Genomic DNA, 19,308 nt, shown 5'->3' with positions numbered 1-19,308 from the left:
CTAATAGAGCTTATTTAATCTAAAGGAGGGTGTTATTTTGAAAGCAGTTACTTTTCAAGGTGCAAAAGATGTTCAAGTAAAGAATGTTCCAGATGCAAAGATTGAAAAAGCTGATGATATTGTCGTACGTATTACGACTACGGCCATCTGTGGATCCGACCTTCATATTTATCGAGGTGCCGTACCTACTCGTAAAGGATTTGTCATTGGACACGAGCCAATGGGAATCGTTGAGGAAGTCGGTCCTAATGTGACAAAAGTTAAAAAAGGCGATCGTGTCGTTATCCCCTTTAATATCTCTTGTGGAGAATGCTATTACTGCAAAAATGAAATGGAGAGCCAATGTGATAACTCCAATGAAAATCCTGCACTAGATTCTGGAGCATACTTTGGCTATACCGAAAGATACGGGGACTTCCCTGGTGGCCAAGCAGAATATCTTCGCGTTCCATACGGAAACTATTTGCCATTCAAAATACCTGAATCCTGTGAACTAGAGGATGAATCACTTTTATTTCTTTCTGACGTCCTCCCAACTGCATACTGGAGCGTTGAGCATGCAGGAGTTAAAAAAGGAGATACCGTAATTGTAATGGGATCTGGCCCAATTGGTCTGATGACTCAACAATTTGCATGGATGAAAGGTGCAAAGCGTGTTATAGCGGTCGATCATCTATCTTATCGCTTGGAACATGCAGTTAAAAATAATAAAGTAGAAGCATTTAATATTGACGAGCATGACGATATTGGAAAATACTTAAGAGAAGTTACCAACGGCGGTGCTGATGTAGTCATTGATTGCGTCGGCATGGACGGTAAAATGTCTGCTATGGAGAGATTAGGGCAAAAGCTTAAATTGCAGGGTGGTACGCTTAGCGCTTTAGAAGCTTCTAAAGATGCCGTAAGAAAATTTGGTACCATTATGTTAACAGGAGTTTATGGCTCCAATTATAATATGTTCCCACTTGGAAACATATTTGAAAGAAACTTAACCATTAAATCTGGGCAAGCACCTGTGGTACATTACATGCCAATGCTATACGATATGATTGTAAAAGGCGATATCGACCCAACCCAAATTATCACCCACCGTGTGCCACTAGATCAAGCTAGCGAAGCTTATCGCATTTTCCATGATCATGAGGAAGAAAGTATTAAATTTGTTCTAAAGCCTTAAAATAATTGAGGGTTGTCCCATAAGTAAAAAACTTACGGGACAACCCCTTCCTTCTTTGACAGATATCTGTTATGTAGCATTGCTCCTGCGGTGGTCGCATCAAAATGCCACCATCCTCGTCGCAAAGGGCCCGTCTCAAAATGACTTTTCAGACAGTTTTTTTGCTCCTGCGGTGGTCGCGTCAAAATGCCACCATCGTCGCAAAGGGTTCGTCTCAAAATGACTTTTCAGACGGCCCCTTTTGTACGTTATGATGAAGTAAAACACGAATAAAGGAATGATGATTATGTTCGAAGGAAAAGTATGCATTATCACTGGTGGAGCAAATGGTATTGGAAGATGTTTGGTAGAGGAGTTTTCTCGGTTAGGAGCCTCTATTGCCTTTATTGATAAGGATAAAGATGCGGGAGACAAACTACTGTCATCTCTACAGGGGGATCATCTATTTATAGCTGGTGATATAGCCAACCAGACAGAGATAGAAGATTTTATTTCAAGCACCATACAAAAATATGGACGGGTTGACTGTCTCATTAATAATGCTTGCTTTAGTAATAAAGGAATATTAAGTGATTGTAGCTATGAAGATTTTAATGAAATCCTCCGTGTCGGGGTAACCGCTCCCTATTATCTTACAAAGCTTCTACTCCCCCACTTTACCAAGAATGCTTCAATTATAAATATCTCTTCTACAAGAGCATCTATGAGTGAACCGGATACAGAAAGCTACACAGCTGCTAAGGGAGGGATAAGCGCTTTAACACATGCACTAGCGATTAGTTTAACAGGGAAGGTTCGGGTGAATGCAATTAACCCTGGTTGGATAGAAACAGGAGAATATCATTTTGATGCAGAAGCCTATAAGCCATCAGAAGAAGATATCCAGCAGCATCCCTCTAATAGAATCGGCACACCACAAGATATTGCAAGGGCAGCGATATTTTTATGTGACCCTGCCAATGATTTTATTAATGGGGAAGAAATTACGATTGATGGTGGAATGTCTAAACAGATGATTTATCATAATAGCTTCGGCTGGAAATATAATAAGAACTAAAAAAGGGCTGTCTTTATGACATAGCCCTTTCCCTCTTATTGGAGAAAAAAATGATTAGACTAAATAATCCAAGTAAAACAGCCACTAATAACAAAAAGCTGATTCCTGCAAAGATTTGGATGAACATCCCTCCGAAAATAGGCCCTGTTAGACTACCAAGACTAAATGCAATGCCGCACATTAGGTTACCTGTTGGGAGAAGGTTTTTCGGAGTAAGGTCTGCCATATAAGAAATACCCAAGGAGAACATGGAACCGACAAACATCCCGGCAAATAAAAATATAATTCCTAATACAATAGCTGAATGCTCATATAAACTAGCGAAAGTAAATAAGCAAGCACCCACACCCAATGCTACGATTAAGATTTTTCTTCTACCTAAGCGGTCACTCAGTATTCCAAGTGGTAATTGAGAGATCACTCCACCAATAGAGAAAGCAGCTAGGATAAACGAAAGATCGGACACCTCTAAGCTATTTCGAAGAGCATAAACAGGATAGATAGCATTTAGTGAGGACTCTAGAAAGCCATAGCTAAATGGTGGAATAAATGCTACCCAAGCAACGGCGAACGCAGCCCCAAAACGTTTCCACGTACCATTTTCAGAGGTACTAACCCCTATTTCAGGCTTTTCATTTTCAATAAAAAATACAAATATCCATGCCAGTAAACAAAGCAAGCTAGATACGATGAAAGGTACTGCTTCATGAATTTTAACTAGTTGAACAAACAGAGGTCCAACTGCAAAGCCTACTCCAAACGCCAATCCATATATGGCTATGTTTCTCCCTAGACGATGCTGTGGAGAAAAGCTAGTGATCCAGGTTTGCGTAGAAAAATGAAGCGCATGATCTCCTATTCCAATCAGCAATCGTAAAACAAACCAAAATACAACCGATTTCCATAAAGGAAATAATAACAGGGAGATTATTACCATTAATCCACCAACGATAATCATCGGTTTATATCCATATTTCTGTAATGGTTTTTCAATAAATGGGGATATTAATAATGTACCTATGTATAAACCTGTGGCACTAAGTCCATTAAGCGTGGAGTTTACCCCATCCATCTCAAAAATAACAGATATTAAGGGAAGCAGCATTCCTTGTGAGAACCCTGAGATAGAGACGATTAGGACCAAAATAAGAAAACGTTTCTTTTCTGTGCTTGTAAAATGCATAAACTGTACCTCGTAGATGTGTGATGAGACTATTTTAACAAACTAACACGATAAAATATACCTTTCCAAACACGGTGAAAAAAGACAAAACAAAAGGCCCAGCAATATCTAAATAGATAAGACTGAGCCTTTAATGATAACTATTCTCCTTGAAATTCTTCATAATTGCATTTACGGCACTGTTGCCGGTGAAATGTCTGAACCCCTCCTTCACTAGATTGAATTGGTTTCGACTATTCACTACGGCCTCCTTCCTATGTAAAGGTTATATCTACAATAACACGTAAACTGATTATTGTAAATATTATAAATAAATAAAATAAAGAAATAACTCTTTTTTCCTATCTTTTCTTGAAGCTTTCCTATATTCTTATCATATAAAAGCGAGGTGTTATTCTTTGGGCAAACAAATTTCAAATCCAGAACAGCAAGTATCCTATTTAAAGGACAGGCTGCAAATGTTCTTGGAGGTTCTTGATTCCATTGAGCCAGAAACGACTAATTTAGAGGATATTGATCGCCTTATTCAAATGATGGACGACCTAGAACTTAAAATGGAACAATTTAAAAACTCCAATAAATAAAATAAGCCTAATATGCTTGTTTTGAAATGAATGTAGATAAAATACCTCAAATGACTGGGGCAGATTGAATGAGAGTACTTGCGATTCTATAGATGATTAGAATCGTAAGTACTTTTTTATTTTGAAGCATTATGGTTCTCCGCTGCGTCGGAAGCCAACAGGATGTTGGTCAGGAAAACGTTGTCACAGGATGTGACGTTCTTAGTTTTCCCTCCCTTAGGTAAGCCAGCACCCAACGCTAACGCGCGTGGTTGTGCTGTCTTACCTACCACCTTGCTCCCACAGGAGTCGCCGACGCTGCTACGAACCAATCGGGTTTCCTACTAAAATTAAAATGTTCTATAAATTTAAATACCATTCACCTAATCAAGAAAGGAATGGGATTGTTGGACCTATTCCTTCTATCTAGATTTTTTCGCCATTGGGTTCTTCGTTGCGCCGGACGCTTTCCGTAGCCCAAAAGGAGATCAGGAAAACATTGTTTGTTTCCTCTTTCAACTGCTTAGCACTCTTTTTTTCAGATGAAGAACATAGTATACTGAAAGATGGCTTGTTACTACATATTAAAAAGGGGCGTTTCCATATGCAATTAGAGCAATTAGAAAGAAACGGTACATATCTTGAGCAGTTGGAGAGAAGCATATATCAGTTAATTACTGAAACTTCTACAAATTTACCAAAGGATGTTCGACGAGCAATTCAAAAGGCTAAGGCTTCAGAAAATGCAGGAACACGCGCTGCTATGAGCCTTGATACTATTACAAATAACATTCAAATGGCAGATGAAAATATATCTCCTATTTGTCAGGACACTGGACTTCCAACGTTCAAGATAAAAACTCCTGTCGGTGTTAACCAATTAGAAATAAAAGCCGCTATTAAGAAAGCGATAGCTGAGGCTACAAAAGATGCGAAACTTCGACCAAACTCCGTAGATTCATTAACAGGAAAAAATAGTGGAGATAATCTAGGAGATGGTGTCCCTGTTATCAAGTTTGAACAATGGGAAAAAGACTACATAGAGATGAAGCTAATCCTTAAGGGTGGCGGATGTGAAAACAAAAATATCCAATACAGTCTTCCTACAGAATTAGAAGGGCTTGGTCGTGCAGGAAGAGATTTAGATGGCATTCGTAAGTGTATCCTTCACTCTGTTTATCAAGCACAAGGACAAGGATGTTCAGCAGGTTTTATAGGTGTTGGTATAGGTGGAGACCGTTCATCCGGTTATGATTTAGCTAAAGAGCAACTATTCCGTTCTGTAGAGGATGTTAATCCAAATCCGGACCTTGCAAAATTAGAGGCATATATAGTAGAAAAAGCAAATACCTTAGGAATAGGAACGATGGGATTTGGTGGAGAAGCTACTCTACTGGGCTGCAAAATTGGTGTCATGCATCGTATACCAGCCAGCTTTTATGTTTCAGTAGCTTATAATTGCTGGGCATATCGTCGTATGGCTATTAATATACACCCATCTACTGGAGAAATCTTAGATTGGCATTACCAAGATGGAGAAAAAATAGAGTTTAAAGATGAAATAAAAGAAGATGCTAGTAAACAAGTAATCGAACTGAAAGCTCCTATAACAGAAGAACAAATTCGTTCTTTAAAAGTAGGAGATGTTGTTTCTATCACAGGTCGTATGTATACAGGCCGTGATGCAATTCACCATCACTTAATGAGTCATGATGCGCCTGTCGATTTAAATGGACAAATTATTTACCACTGCGGTCCAGTAATGCAAAAAGACGAAGACGGCAACTGGCATGTGCGTGCAGCAGGTCCGACAACTTCTATCCGTGAGGAGCCTTACCAAGGGGATATTATGAAAAAATTTGGTATTCGTGCCGTAATCGGAAAAGGAGGAATGGGTCCTAAAACACTCGCTGCCCTACAAGAGCATGGAGGAGTTTATTTGAATGCAATTGGTGGAGCAGCTCAATATTATGCTGATTGCATTAAGGGGGTTGACGGCGTAGACTTAATGGAATTCGGTATCCCAGAAGCAATGTGGCATCTTCGAGTAGAGGACTTTACTGCTGTTGTTACAATGGATTCTCATGGCAACAGTTTACATGCAGACGTAGAGAAATCTTCTTTAGAAAAACTAGCTATGTATAAAGAAAGAGTATTCTCCTAATCGTATAAGGTTGACACGAAAAACCTCTCTACATTATAATGATTATAAAGTAATATTTAATATAATTAACTGGATTTCCCCCTTTGGGAGGTCCAGTTTTCCCATTAATCCCTATTGAATGCATTCTCTATAGGGATACTGGTAAGAGGAGGTAATTTCATGATAAACAGTAAATCAATAAATATTTTACAAAGAATTGTTCCCCATTTAGAGTTAATAGCTGCTCTACTTTCGGGTGTCTTAATATTAGCTGCATGGCTTATAGGTGAGGCAGGACAACAGACTGCTTCTATTATTTTTTATTTGCTAGCATTTATTATCGGTGGCTTTGCCAAAGCAAAAGAGGGTATAGAGGCTACCATTCAGGAGAGAAAACTCAATGTAGAAATGCTGATGATTCTAGCGGCAATAGGCTCAGCAATCATTGGATATTGGACGGAAGGTGCGATTTTAATCTTCATTTTTGCTCTAAGTGGTGCTTTGGAAACTTATACGATGAATAAGAGCGAAAAGGAAATCTCCTCTCTTATGGAGCTTCAGCCTGAAGAAGCATGGAGACTTAACAATGATGGTACAACTACAAGAGTTTCCGTCAAAGATCTACAATTAAAAGATCGGTTAGTGGTTAAACCAGGAGAAAGAATTCCTGCAGATGGGGTAATCATTTCTGGAGCTACATCCGTTGATGAAGCAACGATTAGTGGAGAATCCATCCCACTTTCCAAACAAACAGGCGATGAATTATTTGCCGGTACAGTTAACTTAAGTGGTGCTATTACAATGGAAATGACGAAAACAAATGAGGATTCGCTTTTCCAAAAAATTATCGACCTCGTACAAGCAGCAAGAGATGAGAAATCTCCTGCTCAACAATTTATCGAGAGATTTGAGGGTACATATGTAAAAGTAGTGCTAGTCGCAGTTGCCTTGATGATGTTTCTCCCTCATTATTTACTTGACTGGGATTGGAATACTACTTTTTATCGAGCTATGGTACTCTTAGTAGTTGCTTCTCCTTGCGCACTTGTCGCTTCCATTATGCCTGCGACACTAGCTGCTATTTCTAATGGAGCTAAGAGCGGAATCCTCTTTAAGGGTGGTATGCATCTAGAAAATATCAGTGAAATGAAAGCAATAGCCCTTGATAAAACAGGAACATTAACCCAAGGGAAGCCGGTAGTGACAGATTACTTCGTTCGAGATGGTTTAGATCAATTAGCTACATTAGAAATTCTAGCAACAATCGAGGCACAGTCCAATCATCCACTTGCTGTAGCCATTACAAGTTTCGCAAAGGACAAAGGAATTACTAAATTTAGTCCGATTCCAATTGAGGATAAGCCAGGTTTTGGATTACAGGCTACAGTGAATAATCAATTATATTTAGTCGGAAAGCCAGATTTCGTGAATAAAGAGGATGCCTTCGCATTTCAGAATGGCATAACTAGCAATCTTGCCAACGAAGGGAAAACCGTCATATTTATGCGTGATGAAGCTGGTATTGCCGCCGCTGTAGCATTAAAGGATACAGTACGTGAAGAAGCAAAAGAAGCTATCAAACAGCTAAAAAAACTTGGTATAACTCCGATCATGCTTACTGGGGACAATGAGAAAACAGCAAAAGCAATTGCAAAGGAAGCTGGAATTGACCGATATATAGCCGAATGCCTCCCTGAAACAAAGGTAGAGCATATGAAGGAGTTGCTTAAGGAGCATCGTTTTGTAGGTATGGTCGGAGATGGTATTAACGATGCACCTGCCCTAGCTACCGCAACAACCGGCTTCGCTATGGGAGAAGGAACAGATGTCGCACTTGAAACAGCAGACGTTGTATTAATGAAGAATGATTTATCTAAAATTGCTTATGCAGTTCGACTGTCACGAAAAATGCAACGAATAGTCAAGCAAAATATCTTCTTCTCTATCTCTGTCATTGTGGTCCTTATTATTTCAAACTTCCTGCAGGTAGTAGATTTGCCGTTTGGAGTAATTGGTCACGAAGGAAGTACAATTCTCGTCATCCTAAATGGATTGCGTATGCTAAATAGAAACATTCCTTCTTAATAATATTCCTCGTAAAGGTAAAGCGCTTATGATTCTGTATGTTATTCGGAATCATAAGCGCTTTTTCTCTATGCGTTAATTCCTCTCAATCATATATTTAAAAATGTAGGGATTCAGTAGGAATTCACCTATTATTTTGACGAAGTCATAGGCATCAAAAAGAGGTGCGCCAATGGAAAAATCAATTGGACACACCTCTACATTTGAATTAGAACCTGTCTCTTTTCTCTCTACGAACAAAAGGGATTACCTTTCCTTCACTTTCACTTTCACTCTGTTTACTTTCTTCGCATTTAGCTGCGCTTGTCTTTCACGCATTACTGCATTTACTTGACCTCCAATTAGAAGGATATTTCCTGTAAAGTATAGCCATAGCATTAATACGATGATTCCCCCAATACTCCCATATGTATTGGCGTAATTCGCAAAATTGCTTACATAAAAAGAGAATGCTAGAGAAGTAAGAATCCATCCAATCGTAGAGAATAATGCACCAGGAAGAACACTTTTTAACGTTAACTTTGTATTAGGAACAATCCAATATAGCGCACTAAGAACTATAAAGATAATAAGCGGACTGATTGTCCATCTAATGCTATTCCATATGTTTATAAAACCTTCCTCAAAGCCAAAGAAAGAAAATAGAACACTTCCTATTTGCCTTCCGAATACCGGTAGAACTAAGGCGACAGCAAATAGGAGAATCATTAGGATTGTAAAAACAACAGATAACCCTCTTACAATATAAAAAGGTCTAGTCTCCTCTATTCCATACGATCTATTTAGTGATTTAACAATTGCATTCATCCCGTTAGAAGCAGACCAGATAGTAGCAATGATACCAAATGACAATAATCCACCATTTCTATTCTGCAATACATCTGAAAGAGTACCCTCGATTAATGCATATACCTCACCTGGAGCATAATTTTCTAGAAATCTATATACTTGAGCCTCATCTAAATTTAAATAAGGTAAAAGCGTTACCATAAATATAAGTAAAGGAAACAAAGAAAGAAGGAAGAAATAAGCTAGCTGAGCAGCTAGCCCCGACAAATCAACACTCTTAATGTGAGCCACAAGATACTTAAAATAACCAGACCAAGAGGTTAAATCGTGTTTTTCTTCCGCCTCTTCCTTTTTCTTTACATTTAAAAACTTTATTCTTGATAACCAATGCGACGAGGAGGCCTTAGATTTGTGGTTATGGTTTTGCTCCATGTTTTCATCCCTCCTCTTCCTACCTTATCCTTTTGGTTCATAGATACTTTTAGGTTCTTCCTCTGCTGCAACTAATGTTTTATATTCCTCTTTTGAATGAGAAAAAGTATCCTTGGTTTCTGCTAACAGATTTTTTACTTGAGGAGTAATTTCTTTTACCTCATTAACCTTATTAGATAGATATTTAGCATCTGAAGAAAATTGCTCATAAATAGCTTTCCATTTGTTCATCTGATCTTCGAGGGTAGTTTTCAGTTCCTCTCTATTTTTGCTATAATAACTAATTTCATTCCGAATAACTCTTGATTTATTCATCACTGCATCTCTCGTTTTTCTATCAAGCAGGGTAACCGCTCCTCCAAGTACCGCGCCGTACAAAATACCTTTATAAAACTTATTCTCACTCATTTTACATACCTCCATTTTAAAACTTATCAGTTTAACATCATTATACCCGGGTCGTTATTAATCAAACTAATATTATAAATATTTGATTTTATCTTGACTAAAACGCATTAATTTAAGAGTATTGTAACAAAGGAAAAATACATTGCAGAAGGAGCTGTCTCACTAGAAAGGAAAAATACTACATAATTTTTTGGAGGGAAGCAAGCATGGAACGCTTAAACGACATACTAGGAAGCATTTCTGATTTTTTATGGGGCGCGCCCCTATTAATTCTCATTGTAGGAACAGGTATTTATTTAACAGTCCGAGTTGCATTTTTACAAGTGAGATTATTGCCTGTAGCCTTGAGACTAGCTTTTTCAAGAAAGCATGACAAAAATGCAGAAGGAGATATTTCTCAATTCCAAGCTCTTACCACAGCATTAGCTGCTACTGTCGGAACTGGTAACATAGTGGGAGTAGCAACAGCGGTAGTATTAGGTGGACCAGGAGCAATCTTTTGGATGTGGTTCTCCGCTTTTTTCGGGATGGTTACGAAATATAGTGAGGCAATATTAGCCGTAAAATACCGTGTAAAGGACTCTAATGGCCAAATGGCTGGGGGACCTATGTATTATTTAGAGCATGGATTAAAGCAAAAGTGGTTAGCTGTACTGTTCGCTATTTTTGGAGCAGTTGCTGCCTTTGGAATCGGAAATGGTACACAATCTAATTCAGTAGCTGGTGTAGTAGAAACTACTTTTGGTATTGAAACTTGGATTACAGGCCTTATACTTACAATATTTACTGCACTCGTAATACTTGGTGGAATAAAATCAATTGGAAAAGTGACCGCTGTTTTTGTTCCTATTATGGCTCTCTTTTATTTAGTTGCTGGTTTAATAGTTGTGGTGACGAATTTTTCCGAAGTCCCAAGTGCTTTTGCAACTATTTTTAAGATGGCATTTTCAACAGAAGCTGCTGCTGGTGGTGCAATTGGGGCAGCTATTCGTTATGGGATTGCACGTGGGGTATTTTCTAACGAAGCAGGTCTTGGGTCTGCTCCTATCGCTGCCGCAGCAGCAAAGACGGATATGCCCGGCCGTCAAGCGCTTGTATCCATGACACAAGTTTTCTTAGATACTTTTGTTATTTGTACAATCACTGGCTTAACGATCGTAATGTCTGGTCAATATCTAGATACTAGTATCAAGGGAGACGCTTTAACTTCCGCTTCCTTTGGATATTTCTTAGGAGATTGGGGTCCAATTGTAGTAGCAATTGGTTTAATATTTTTTGCCTCTTCTACTATTTTTGGTTGGGCTTATTACGGTGAGAAATGCTTCCAATATTTATTCAAGAGCACTTCCCTACTGATTGTTTATCGGATAGCTTTTGTGGCAATGGTTTTTGTAGGCTCTGTAGTTTCCCTTGACCTTATCTGGAAATTCTCTGATATTACGAACGCATTGATGGCGATACCTAACTTAATAGGTTTAATAGGCTTAGCTGGTGTAGTAGTTTTTGAAACAAAGAGAATTCAAGAGAAGCTTAAAGAAGAAAAGGCAGCAGCCAAATCCAATTAACAATTGACTTTCTATCGGCAGCATGAAATGATTAATTGAAACTTGAACGCTTAGTAGCTAGAGTTCAGAATAGAAAGGCAGGTACGAAGATGGATTTATCAAAACCTTCTGCAGAAAATGTAAAGTTTATGCTTGAGACAATAAAAGAAAAATTACGAATGGTGAACGTTGATGCAATGCGTGTAGATGATTTCAACGCTACACAGTACGAGGATTTAGTTTACCTTTATGAAATGGTTCAAAAAAGAGATTCGTTTAGTCCTAGTGAAATGCAAGCTATTGCATCAGAATTAGGCAACCTAAGAAAATAAACAAGAAAAGCGCAAGCGCCTGGTTTGCCCCGACAAGCAAATGGGGAACGTAAGCAAGGAAGAAAAACTAAGAACGTAACATCGTGTGACAACGTTTTCCTGACCAACATCCTGTTGGCCCTCGAGGGGCAAGACGCTGGAGTCATATAAACACTTGGCCCTAAAATTATATACCTTTTAAATAAAAAAACATTTTTCTCAGCTGAGAAAAATGTTTTTTGTTTAAATTATTTTTTTATGTTTAAGCAAGTTTGTTTAAAACCGCAGCGATACGCGCCCCAACTTTTGCGTTATTATATACTAATTGAATATTAGATTCTAAAGATTTTCCTTCTGTAAGCTCTTTTACTTTTCCTAATAAGAAAGGAGTTACATCTTTCCCTTTAATACCTTTTTCTTCAGCTTCTCCAAGTGCTTTTCGAATAATTTCATCCATATATTGCTCGTCTAAGGAATATTCAGCGGGAATAGGATTTGCGATAACTGCTCCCCCTTGTAGTCCAAGCTCCCATTTCACCTTCAGCAATTCTGCAACTGATTGTTCTGAATCTAATCGGAAATTCACTTCAAAAGGGCTTGTTGCTGAATAAAATGCTGGGAAAGAAGAAGTTTGATAGCCAATTACCGGAACACCCTTTGTTTCTAGATATTCTAATGTTAATCCGATATCTAAAATAGATTTTGCTCCTGCACAAACGACAGCTACGTTCGTAGAAGCTAGTTCCTCTAAATCTGCAGAAATATCCATAGTAGTTTCTGCTCCTCTATGAACTCCACCTATACCACCAGTTACAAACATTCTGATTCCCGCTAGGTCCGCACATATCATGGTAGTCGAAACAGTAGTTGCCCCAATTTCTTTGGAGGCTATCACGTAAGGAAGATCGCGGCGAGAAGTCTTTCTTACTCCTTTACTTGTTCCTAACAATTCAAGCTCCTCATCTGATAGACCTATCTTAATCTTTCCATCCATAATAGCTATAGTCGCTGGAACTGAACCATTGTCTCTGACAATCTGTTCAACTGTTCTTGCCATTTCAACGTTTTGTGGGTATGGCATGCCATGGGAAATAATAGTTGATTCTAATGCAACGATTGGAAGACCAGCCTCCATCGCTTTTTTTACTTCTTCTGAATATGTTAAGTATTGTTTCATATCGTTTGTTCCTCCAACTCTTTTAATAAAGTAATTTTTGAAAGTTCAGTTCTTACAGTGTCTGCAGATTGTAATGTTTTGTGAGCATTCATCATTCCAGCTTGAATAGCCTCCTTCAAGCCTTCTCCCTCCAACCAAGCATGCAAGGTGCCTGACACAAAAGCATCACCAGCTCCCGTTACATCGACTACCTGCGTAGTAGGTATTGCTGGGATATGCATCGGCTCGTATGATGAACCGGCTGACACAACTCCCTTTGATCCATTGGTAATCGCTACATGTTTAACACCTAAGGCCACTAGCTGATCTGCCGCAGCTTTCCATGCTGTTTCATCTGATATTTCTATATGTAGATATGTTTCCACTTCATCTCGATTAACGATTAACCAATCTAAGCCTTCCAAAGAATCGGGCATTCTATTCATCTTGGGAGAGGAAACAGGAATAATCGCTAAGGGAATATGATGTCCTTTAGCTAAACCTTGCACATACTCAATCACTTGTTTAGGACAATTCATATCCAAAACAAGTAATCTAGCATTTGTTAGGAAAGATTCATGCTTTTTAATATAATCCACCGTTAATTGTTCATATATATCCATGTTAGCTAATGCAAAGAGCATTTCGCCTTCCTTATCCAGGACGGCTGAATACGTTCCCGTTTGATGGGTTGACAGCCTCTCCACTGAGAACAAATTCATCCAATGACTTGAAGCCTTTTCAATTAAATCAAACTCCATATCATTCCCTGCTACGGTCAGCAAACGGACCGAATGACCAAGCCTCCCAAGATTCTCTGCAATATTTCTTGCAACTCCACCTATGCTTTGCATACTAGTAGTTGGATTAGAAGTTCCCATTAGCAGTTTATCTTTTACTATGTATTTTCTATCTACATTGGCTCCGCCGATACAGATTACTTCCTTTTTCTCGGGAAGCACATAAGCACGTCCTATAATTTTTCCGTTTTTTATTAGCTGAGAAATTATATTAGCAACTGCTGGTCTTGATATGCCTAGCTCATTAGCAATCTCTTGCTGGGAAGCGTAAGGGTTTTTTTGCAGGAATGATAATATTTTCACTTCCTTAGATTCCATGGTGTATACACCCCCATTCAAACTTTTACCAAATGTTTTTTACTTTTGTTTAAAGTATAAACTTTTGTTTAATAAAGTCAATTGTTTTTTCAAATAAAAATTATTTATTCCGGTCCAATAAGTTAACAAGACGTTAGAGAAGTAAAAAAGCACTCACGAGGTTATCAAAAGATAACATCGCAAGTGCATCTATTTTGTGGTACTATACTTCATTCTTATCTATTGGGGTGTATCGTTTAACGTCCCATCCTCTAATACTCTTGGTTGAATTAAAACTTCTACTCTTCTATTTTTAGAACGGCCTTCCTCTGTGTCATTAGATGCGAGAGGCATATATTCTCCATAACCTTTTGCACTAAAATATAGTGGATCAATCGTTTGATTGTTCACTAAAATTTTTAGGAAGTTGACAGAACGCATGACACTTAACTCCCAATTCGATGCGTATTCCGAGCTCGATATTGGAATATTATCTGTATGCCCTGTAATCACAACATTTCTTGGTGGATCAAACACCAAGAGTTCAGAGATATCTTCTGCTATCCCACGATACTCCTCTTTTACTTCAGCTTCTCCAAAATCAAAGAGTATACTATCACGAATCGTAACCAATAGACCCTCATCAGTTAACTTAGTAGCAAATTGTTTTTCGAGCTCATTCACCGCTATATATTCATCCACGCTGTCTTGAATCTCAGCTAACGCCTGCTGATCCTCTATATACGCTGTGCTTTCGGTCCCTTCACCAGTTTGCTTAGAAGCATTAGGAATCTCTAGGGGTGCTGGGTTATCCATAATGCTTTCACCGCCATCAAAAACCTGACTAAATACAGCTGACATTTGCTCTAGCTTTTGTTGATCTACTGTACTTGATGCAAATAACACAATAAACAAAGCTAATAATAGTGTAAGGATGTCGGCATATGGTATAAGCCAAGACTCATCCATATGCTCTTCATGCTTATGTTTTTTATGCTTCCTTGCCAATACTTGCCGCCCCGCTTTCATTCATGATTTTTTTGCGGTCAGCCATCGATAAGTAAGAAGCCAACTTCTGCTCTATAACTCTTGGAGCATCTCCTTCTAATACAGATAATACCCCTTCTAACATCATCGTTTTTTGACGAATTTCTTGTTTGGATTTTCTCTTTAATTTATTTGCAAAAGGATGCCAAATTACATATCCAGTGAAAATACCCATTAATGTTGCAACGAAAGCAGCGGAGATAGCATGTCCTAATGCTTCTATATCATTCATATCTTTAAGTGCAGCAATTAACCCGATAACAGCACCTAGTACCCCTAAAGTAGGAGCATAAGTCCCGGCTTGAGAGAAAATTTGCGCCCCACCGGCATGTCTATCTTCCAATGCATCTATTTCCTCTGTTAACACATCTCTTATATAATCTGCGTTTTGACCGTCTATTGCCAATGTTAAACCATTTTTCAGAAAAACGTCATCGACTTCTGAAATCTTCCCTTCTAAAGCCAACAGCCCCTCCCTGCGCGCAAGATCTGCCCAGCTCGAAAATAGGTGTATTATTTCGGCATCTGAGATACCTTTCTGTTCTTTCAGCAAAACTCCGAATAGCTTTGGTACTCTCTTTAAGTCACTGGTCGGAAATGCAATCACAACCGCTGAAATTGTACCTAAAATAATGATAAATATAGCAGCTGGATTTAATAATGCATCCGGTGTTACTCCTTTAAAGAACATTCCTACTAGTAAAGCTATTGCAGCAATAATAAGTCCAAAGACTGTCGATTTATCCAATTCATTAACCCCCACATTCTATTTCTGTTTTTTATTTCGGCAAGTTGGAGCATTTTTTAATAAAAAGATTTGGAACAAGCATATAATTTATTGATGTATGAATAATTTTTGACAGATTTGTCTGAATTGCCATTGAAAGTGCATGGATGTAACTGGTACTATGAAGTTATCACAGAAAGGAAGTATGAACATGTCATCTTTTACTACGAAACTTGAAAAGTATGCTTCGTTAGCAGTGAAGGTCGGTGTGAATATTCAGCAAGGCCAAGCACTGTATATTGCTGCTTCCACAGACAGCCTAGAGTTAGTACGTTTAATTACGAGAAAAGCATATGAAGCTGGAGCGAGCAACGTATATGTAGACTTAAATGACGATGAACTGTCACGTATTCATTATGAAATGGCTCCGCAAGAGTCTTTTGAATTCTTCCCTCCTTGGAAGGTTCAAGAAAGAGAATATTTAGCTGAAAACGGAGCAGCTTTTTTGAGTATCGTGAGCAAAGCTCCTGATTTATTTAAAGGGATTGATTCTGCCAAAATCTCCGCTTTCCAAAAAGCATCTGGAAAAGCAATGAGCAAATATCGCCAATATGTGCAATCCGATAAGATTAGCTGGTCTGTAATTGCCGCACCATCCCCAAAATGGGCAGCCATGGTTTACCCAGAGCTATCTGAGGAAGAACAAGTACCAGCATTATGGGAGGCTATCTTCCAAGCGGTTCGTGTAAACCAGGAAAATCCTGTAGAAGCTTGGAAAGAGCATGACGTGGAGTTGCATACAAAAGTAGATTACCTAAATGAGAAAAGGTATCAAAAGTTACATTATACAGCTCCGGGAACAGATCTAATTATAGAGCTTCCTAAACGACATTTATGGTGTGGAGCAAGCAGTGTAAATGAAAAAGGGGAAGCCTTTATGGCCAACATGCCAACAGAAGAAGTGTTCACAGTTCCTCTAAAAACCGGTGTAAATGGGTATGTCGCAAGCAGCAAGCCTTTAAGCTACGGCGGGAATATTATTGACAACTTTACGGTTACTTTTGAAGAAGGAAGAATTGTAAAAGTAGAGGCTGAGGAAGGACAAGAGGTATTAGAAAATCTTGTGGCAACTGATGAAGGCTCCCATTACTTAGGAGAAGTTGCACTTGTTCCGCATGATTCACCAATTTCTAATTCGAATCTATTATTCTACAATACATTATTTGATGAGAATGCTTCCAATCATTTAGCAATTGGCAGTGCTTATGCATTCTGTATTGAAGGCGGCAAGAAAATGAGTCGTGAGGAATTAGCCGCTAATGGACTTAATGAGAGCATTACACATGTTGACTTTATGATTGGCTCTGCTAACATGAACATAGATGGAATTAAGGAAGATGGCTCAGTAGAACCAATATTCCGTAATGGAAACTGGGCGTTCTAATCAGCTCAGTAGATATTTCTTTTTACATTTATATCTAATCTACGTTATAATAATAGCAAAACTTGCTAGTGAGGTGTTTTAAAAATGGGCTTATTCTTAGCAACAGTTCTTGGCTTTACAGTTGGAATGGGTGTAATAGGGTATATTATTATGCATTATTTCTCCATGCCAATGAATAACCTTGATTCAAGTACGATCGATCCTAAACCAACTGAAAAATTCTAATAGATTTAAGCACTGCAATTGCAGTGCTTTTTTTCTTTTTAAATTTCTGTAACTACTTCTCTTTTTTATAACTTTTACGTAACAAGGAGTTTGCAGAAATATAACATATTAGTACTTTTCAGATGGTTAAATGGTTAACCATAGTTAAATTATCCCCTTTTTCTCTGCAACATAAGTAAAGTTCCATATCCTTACACATGGCAATGAGGACTTTTTCTATTATAATGACGAAAGTGAAAGAGTAGCGAATGGAGGAATACTTATGTTATCAACTCAATATATTGGGATAGATTTAGGAACTGCTAATACATTGGTATATACAAAAGCAAAAGGCATATTAATAGATGAACCTACAGTGGTAGCTGTGAACAATAAAACGAATGAGATTGTCGCTTTTGGGAATGAGGCAAAAAAAATGATTGGGAAGACTCCAGCTTCTATTGACGTCATTCGACCTTTAAAAGATGGAGTCATTGCTGATTTTGATGTTACAACGCAGCTATTAAAATTAATTATGCAAAAAGCTAGCAAGAAGCTAGGGACAGCACTACGAAAGCCTTCCGTTATTGTGTGCACGCCATCTGGTGCCACTTCTGTAGAGAAAAGAGCCATACAAGATGCAGTTAGACAAAGTGGTGCAAAGGAAGTTCAACTAATGGATGAGCCCGTAGCAGCCGCAATCGGTGCTGGTCTCCCTGTTAATGAGCCAATTGCAAGTATGATTGTTGATATTGGTGGTGGCACCACGGAAGTTGGCATTATTTCTTTTGGTGGCGTAGTCGCCTCAAACACTGTGAAAGCAGCTGGAGACCGTATGGATGAGGCAATCATTAATTTTGTGCGAAAAGAATATAACGTAATGATAGGAGAGCCGACTGCTGAGAATATTAAAATCTCGATTGGCCATGCCTTAGTACCTCATGTAGTTGAACAACTAGAGGTGCGTGGAAGAGACGTAGTTACTGGGCTACCGAAAACTATTAACCTCTCTTCTACTCAAATCCAAGAGGTTCTAAAGGAATCATTAGAATCTATCTTGGAAGCAATCCGAGCAACACTAGAAATCTGTCCGCCTGAGCTTTCTGGAGACATTGTAGATCATGGGGTTGTCCTAACAGGTGGTGGCGCACTATTAAAGGATATGGAGGAATGGCTAAGTTCAACCATTGAGGTTCCTGTCCATATCGCTCCAGAACCTCTTCAATCCGTGGCGGTTGGTACGGGAAAGTCCTTCTTCGTTAATACTCGAAAACGGAAAATAGCAAAATAAGCGAATTTTATACACAACAATTTGAAGCTCTCCCCTTTCTTACTTATAATAGAATATAGAATAGGAGGAGATTCAATGCCAAGCTTATATAACATTCTAGAATATAATAAAACATTTGTAGAAGATAAGCAGTACGAACCGTTTGTTACAACAAAATTTCCGGATAAACGAATTGTTATCCTTACCTGTATGGATACTCGATTAGTAGAGTTGTTGCCCAAATCAATGAATTTAAAAAATGGGGACATTAAAATCGTAAAAAGTGCAGGTGCAGTGATCAACCACCCATTTGGTGGAATTATGCGAAGCCTGATGGTTGCCGTATATGCTCTTCAAGCGGATGAGGTTTATGTAATTGGACATTACGATTGTGGAATGAACTCCGTTGAGCCTGAAAAGGTGATGAGAGAGATGGAGAACCGTGGTATTGATCCGAAAACCTTCGAAGTGCTTAAGTACTCAGGTGTAGATATACATAAGTGGCTTGAAGGCTTTTCTAATGTAGAAGAAAGTGTATTAAATAGCGTAAAAATGATTCGAAATCATCCGCTCATGGTACCAAATGTTCCAGTTCATGGACTAATAATTGATCCAACTACTGGGCGATTAGACTTGATATCTGACGGAAACATCGACAAAAAGTAAAATAT

The 19,308-nt window shown here is 38.5% G+C and carries 18 protein-coding genes; 11 read left to right on the top strand and 7 right to left on the bottom strand.

Annotation, left to right across the window (positions count from 1 at the left end):
• Window positions 1-37 precede the first annotated feature (37 nt).
• Together AC1ECF_RS08820 and AC1ECF_RS08815 are read left to right on the top strand one after the other, a co-directional pair.
• A complete protein-coding gene (locus AC1ECF_RS08820; protein ID WP_480389039.1) occupies window positions 38-1,177 on the top strand; it encodes a zinc-dependent alcohol dehydrogenase in 1,140 nt (379 codons plus the stop codon).
• Window positions 1,178-1,463: 286 nt separating this feature from the next.
• The gene (locus AC1ECF_RS08815; protein ID WP_480389038.1) at window positions 1,464-2,234 is read left to right on the top strand and encodes an SDR family oxidoreductase; all 771 of its coding nucleotides are present in this window, start codon (window positions 1,464-1,466) and stop codon (window positions 2,232-2,234) included.
• A 13-nt stretch (window positions 2,235-2,247) separates the two neighbouring features.
• On the opposite strand, the gene AC1ECF_RS08810 is transcribed toward AC1ECF_RS08815, so the two are convergent.
• Window positions 2,248-3,417: an MFS transporter gene (locus tag AC1ECF_RS08810; protein WP_480389037.1), complete on the bottom strand. Its 1,170-nt coding sequence runs from the start codon at window positions 3,415-3,417 to the stop codon at window positions 2,248-2,250.
• Window positions 3,418-3,815: 398 nt separating this feature from the next.
• On the opposite strand from AC1ECF_RS08810, the gene AC1ECF_RS08805 reads away from it, so the two are divergent.
• The 3 genes from AC1ECF_RS08805 to AC1ECF_RS08795 all read left to right on the top strand — a co-directional run bounded on the left by AC1ECF_RS08805 (window position 3,816) and on the right by AC1ECF_RS08795 (window position 8,208).
• A complete protein-coding gene (locus AC1ECF_RS08805; protein ID WP_480389036.1) occupies window positions 3,816-4,001 on the top strand; it encodes an SE1561 family protein in 186 nt (61 codons plus the stop codon).
• Window positions 4,002-4,584: 583 nt separating this feature from the next.
• Window positions 4,585-6,144: a fumarate hydratase gene (locus tag AC1ECF_RS08800; RefSeq protein ID WP_480389035.1), complete on the top strand. Its 1,560-nt coding sequence runs from the start codon at window positions 4,585-4,587 to the stop codon at window positions 6,142-6,144.
• A 159-nt stretch (window positions 6,145-6,303) separates the two neighbouring features.
• Window positions 6,304-8,208, top strand: a complete 1,905-nt coding sequence (locus AC1ECF_RS08795; protein ID WP_480389034.1) for a heavy metal translocating P-type ATPase — start codon at window positions 6,304-6,306, stop codon at window positions 8,206-8,208.
• Between the two features lie 246 nt (window positions 8,209-8,454).
• Here the strand turns inward: AC1ECF_RS08795 and AC1ECF_RS08790 are convergent, their stop codons facing one another.
• Together AC1ECF_RS08790 and AC1ECF_RS08785 are read right to left on the bottom strand one after the other, a co-directional pair.
• Window positions 8,455-9,429, bottom strand: coding sequence for a YihY/virulence factor BrkB family protein (locus tag AC1ECF_RS08790; RefSeq protein WP_480389033.1), 975 nt, complete (start codon window positions 9,427-9,429; stop codon window positions 8,455-8,457).
• A 24-nt stretch (window positions 9,430-9,453) separates the two neighbouring features.
• Window positions 9,454-9,837, bottom strand: a complete 384-nt coding sequence (locus AC1ECF_RS08785; protein ID WP_480389032.1) for a YtxH domain-containing protein — start codon at window positions 9,835-9,837, stop codon at window positions 9,454-9,456.
• A gap of 206 nt (window positions 9,838-10,043) precedes the next feature.
• Between AC1ECF_RS08785 and AC1ECF_RS08780 the strand changes: the two genes are divergently transcribed.
• A complete protein-coding gene (locus tag AC1ECF_RS08780; RefSeq protein WP_480389031.1) occupies window positions 10,044-11,402 on the top strand; it encodes an alanine/glycine:cation symporter family protein in 1,359 nt (452 codons plus the stop codon).
• A gap of 89 nt (window positions 11,403-11,491) precedes the next feature.
• On the top strand, window positions 11,492-11,713 hold the full coding sequence (locus tag AC1ECF_RS08775; RefSeq protein ID WP_480389070.1) for a DUF1128 domain-containing protein: 222 nt from the start codon (window positions 11,492-11,494) through the stop codon (window positions 11,711-11,713).
• Between the two features lie 241 nt (window positions 11,714-11,954).
• On the opposite strand, the gene AC1ECF_RS08770 is transcribed toward AC1ECF_RS08775, so the two are convergent.
• From AC1ECF_RS08770 to motA, 4 genes are all read right to left on the bottom strand, one after another.
• Entirely contained in the window at window positions 11,955-12,869 is a 915-nt protein-coding gene (locus tag AC1ECF_RS08770) for a pseudouridine-5'-phosphate glycosidase (RefSeq protein ID WP_480389030.1), read from the bottom strand.
• Window positions 12,866-13,966 carry a PfkB family carbohydrate kinase gene (locus tag AC1ECF_RS08765; RefSeq protein WP_480389029.1) on the bottom strand — a complete coding sequence of 367 codons (1,101 nt, stop codon included), beginning with the start codon at window positions 13,964-13,966 and terminating at the stop codon, window positions 12,866-12,868. The genes AC1ECF_RS08770 and AC1ECF_RS08765 overlap by 4 nt, the downstream gene beginning before the upstream one ends.
• A 219-nt stretch (window positions 13,967-14,185) precedes the next feature.
• Window positions 14,186-14,953 (bottom strand): flagellar motor protein MotB, encoded by a 768-nt coding sequence (gene motB, locus AC1ECF_RS08760; protein WP_480389028.1) that lies wholly within the window; start codon window positions 14,951-14,953, stop codon window positions 14,186-14,188.
• Window positions 14,937-15,740 carry a flagellar motor stator protein MotA gene (gene motA, locus AC1ECF_RS08755; RefSeq protein ID WP_480389027.1) on the bottom strand — a complete coding sequence of 268 codons (804 nt, stop codon included), beginning with the start codon at window positions 15,738-15,740 and terminating at the stop codon, window positions 14,937-14,939. The genes motB and motA overlap by 17 nt, the downstream gene beginning before the upstream one ends.
• Window positions 15,741-15,930: 190 nt before the next feature.
• Between motA and AC1ECF_RS08750 the strand changes: the two genes are divergently transcribed.
• The 4 genes from AC1ECF_RS08750 (at window position 15,931) to AC1ECF_RS08735 (ending at window position 19,303) form a co-directional block, all read left to right on the top strand.
• A complete protein-coding gene (locus tag AC1ECF_RS08750) occupies window positions 15,931-17,163 on the top strand; it encodes an aminopeptidase (RefSeq protein WP_480389026.1) in 1,233 nt (410 codons plus the stop codon).
• 84 nt (window positions 17,164-17,247) lie between these two features.
• Window positions 17,248-17,388, top strand: coding sequence for a hypothetical protein (locus tag AC1ECF_RS08745; RefSeq protein WP_480389025.1), 141 nt, complete (start codon window positions 17,248-17,250; stop codon window positions 17,386-17,388).
• Between the two features lie 262 nt (window positions 17,389-17,650).
• Complete coding sequence (mreBH, locus tag AC1ECF_RS08740) at window positions 17,651-18,658, top strand: rod-share determining protein MreBH (protein WP_480389024.1); 1,008 nt, start codon at window positions 17,651-17,653, stop codon at window positions 18,656-18,658.
• 75 nt (window positions 18,659-18,733) lie between these two features.
• On the top strand, window positions 18,734-19,303 hold the full coding sequence (locus AC1ECF_RS08735) for a beta-class carbonic anhydrase (RefSeq protein ID WP_480389023.1): 570 nt from the start codon (window positions 18,734-18,736) through the stop codon (window positions 19,301-19,303).
• The last annotated feature ends 5 nt before the right edge of the window (window positions 19,304-19,308 follow it).

This window comes from Psychrobacillus sp. Z3-81, assembly GCF_056620325.1.
The sequence above is the reverse complement of the archived record's forward strand: the minus strand, read 5'-3'. Positions and strand labels throughout refer to the sequence as shown.

Coding starts and splice junctions, on each gene's coding strand:
- AC1ECF_RS08780 (WP_480389031.1), top strand. CDS start 10,044: ATGGAACGCTTAAACGACATACTAGGAAGCATTTCTGATTTTTTATGG.
- AC1ECF_RS08810 (WP_480389037.1), bottom strand. CDS start 3,417: ATGCATTTTACAAGCACAGAAAAGAAACGTTTTCTTATTTTGGTCCTA.
- AC1ECF_RS08750 (WP_480389026.1), top strand. CDS start 15,931: ATGTCATCTTTTACTACGAAACTTGAAAAGTATGCTTCGTTAGCAGTG.
- AC1ECF_RS08735 (WP_480389023.1), top strand. CDS start 18,734: ATGCCAAGCTTATATAACATTCTAGAATATAATAAAACATTTGTAGAA.
- AC1ECF_RS08815 (WP_480389038.1), top strand. CDS start 1,464: ATGTTCGAAGGAAAAGTATGCATTATCACTGGTGGAGCAAATGGTATT.
- AC1ECF_RS08765 (WP_480389029.1), bottom strand. CDS start 13,966: ATGGAATCTAAGGAAGTGAAAATATTATCATTCCTGCAAAAAAACCCT.
- AC1ECF_RS08795 (WP_480389034.1), top strand. CDS start 6,304: ATGATAAACAGTAAATCAATAAATATTTTACAAAGAATTGTTCCCCAT.
- AC1ECF_RS08745 (WP_480389025.1), top strand. CDS start 17,248: ATGGGCTTATTCTTAGCAACAGTTCTTGGCTTTACAGTTGGAATGGGT.
- AC1ECF_RS08775 (WP_480389070.1), top strand. CDS start 11,492: ATGGATTTATCAAAACCTTCTGCAGAAAATGTAAAGTTTATGCTTGAG.
- AC1ECF_RS08800 (WP_480389035.1), top strand. CDS start 4,585: ATGCAATTAGAGCAATTAGAAAGAAACGGTACATATCTTGAGCAGTTG.
- AC1ECF_RS08790 (WP_480389033.1), bottom strand. CDS start 9,429: ATGGAGCAAAACCATAACCACAAATCTAAGGCCTCCTCGTCGCATTGG.
- mreBH (WP_480389024.1), top strand. CDS start 17,651: ATGTTATCAACTCAATATATTGGGATAGATTTAGGAACTGCTAATACA.
- AC1ECF_RS08770 (WP_480389030.1), bottom strand. CDS start 12,869: ATGAAACAATACTTAACATATTCAGAAGAAGTAAAAAAAGCGATGGAG.
- AC1ECF_RS08785 (WP_480389032.1), bottom strand. CDS start 9,837: ATGAGTGAGAATAAGTTTTATAAAGGTATTTTGTACGGCGCGGTACTT.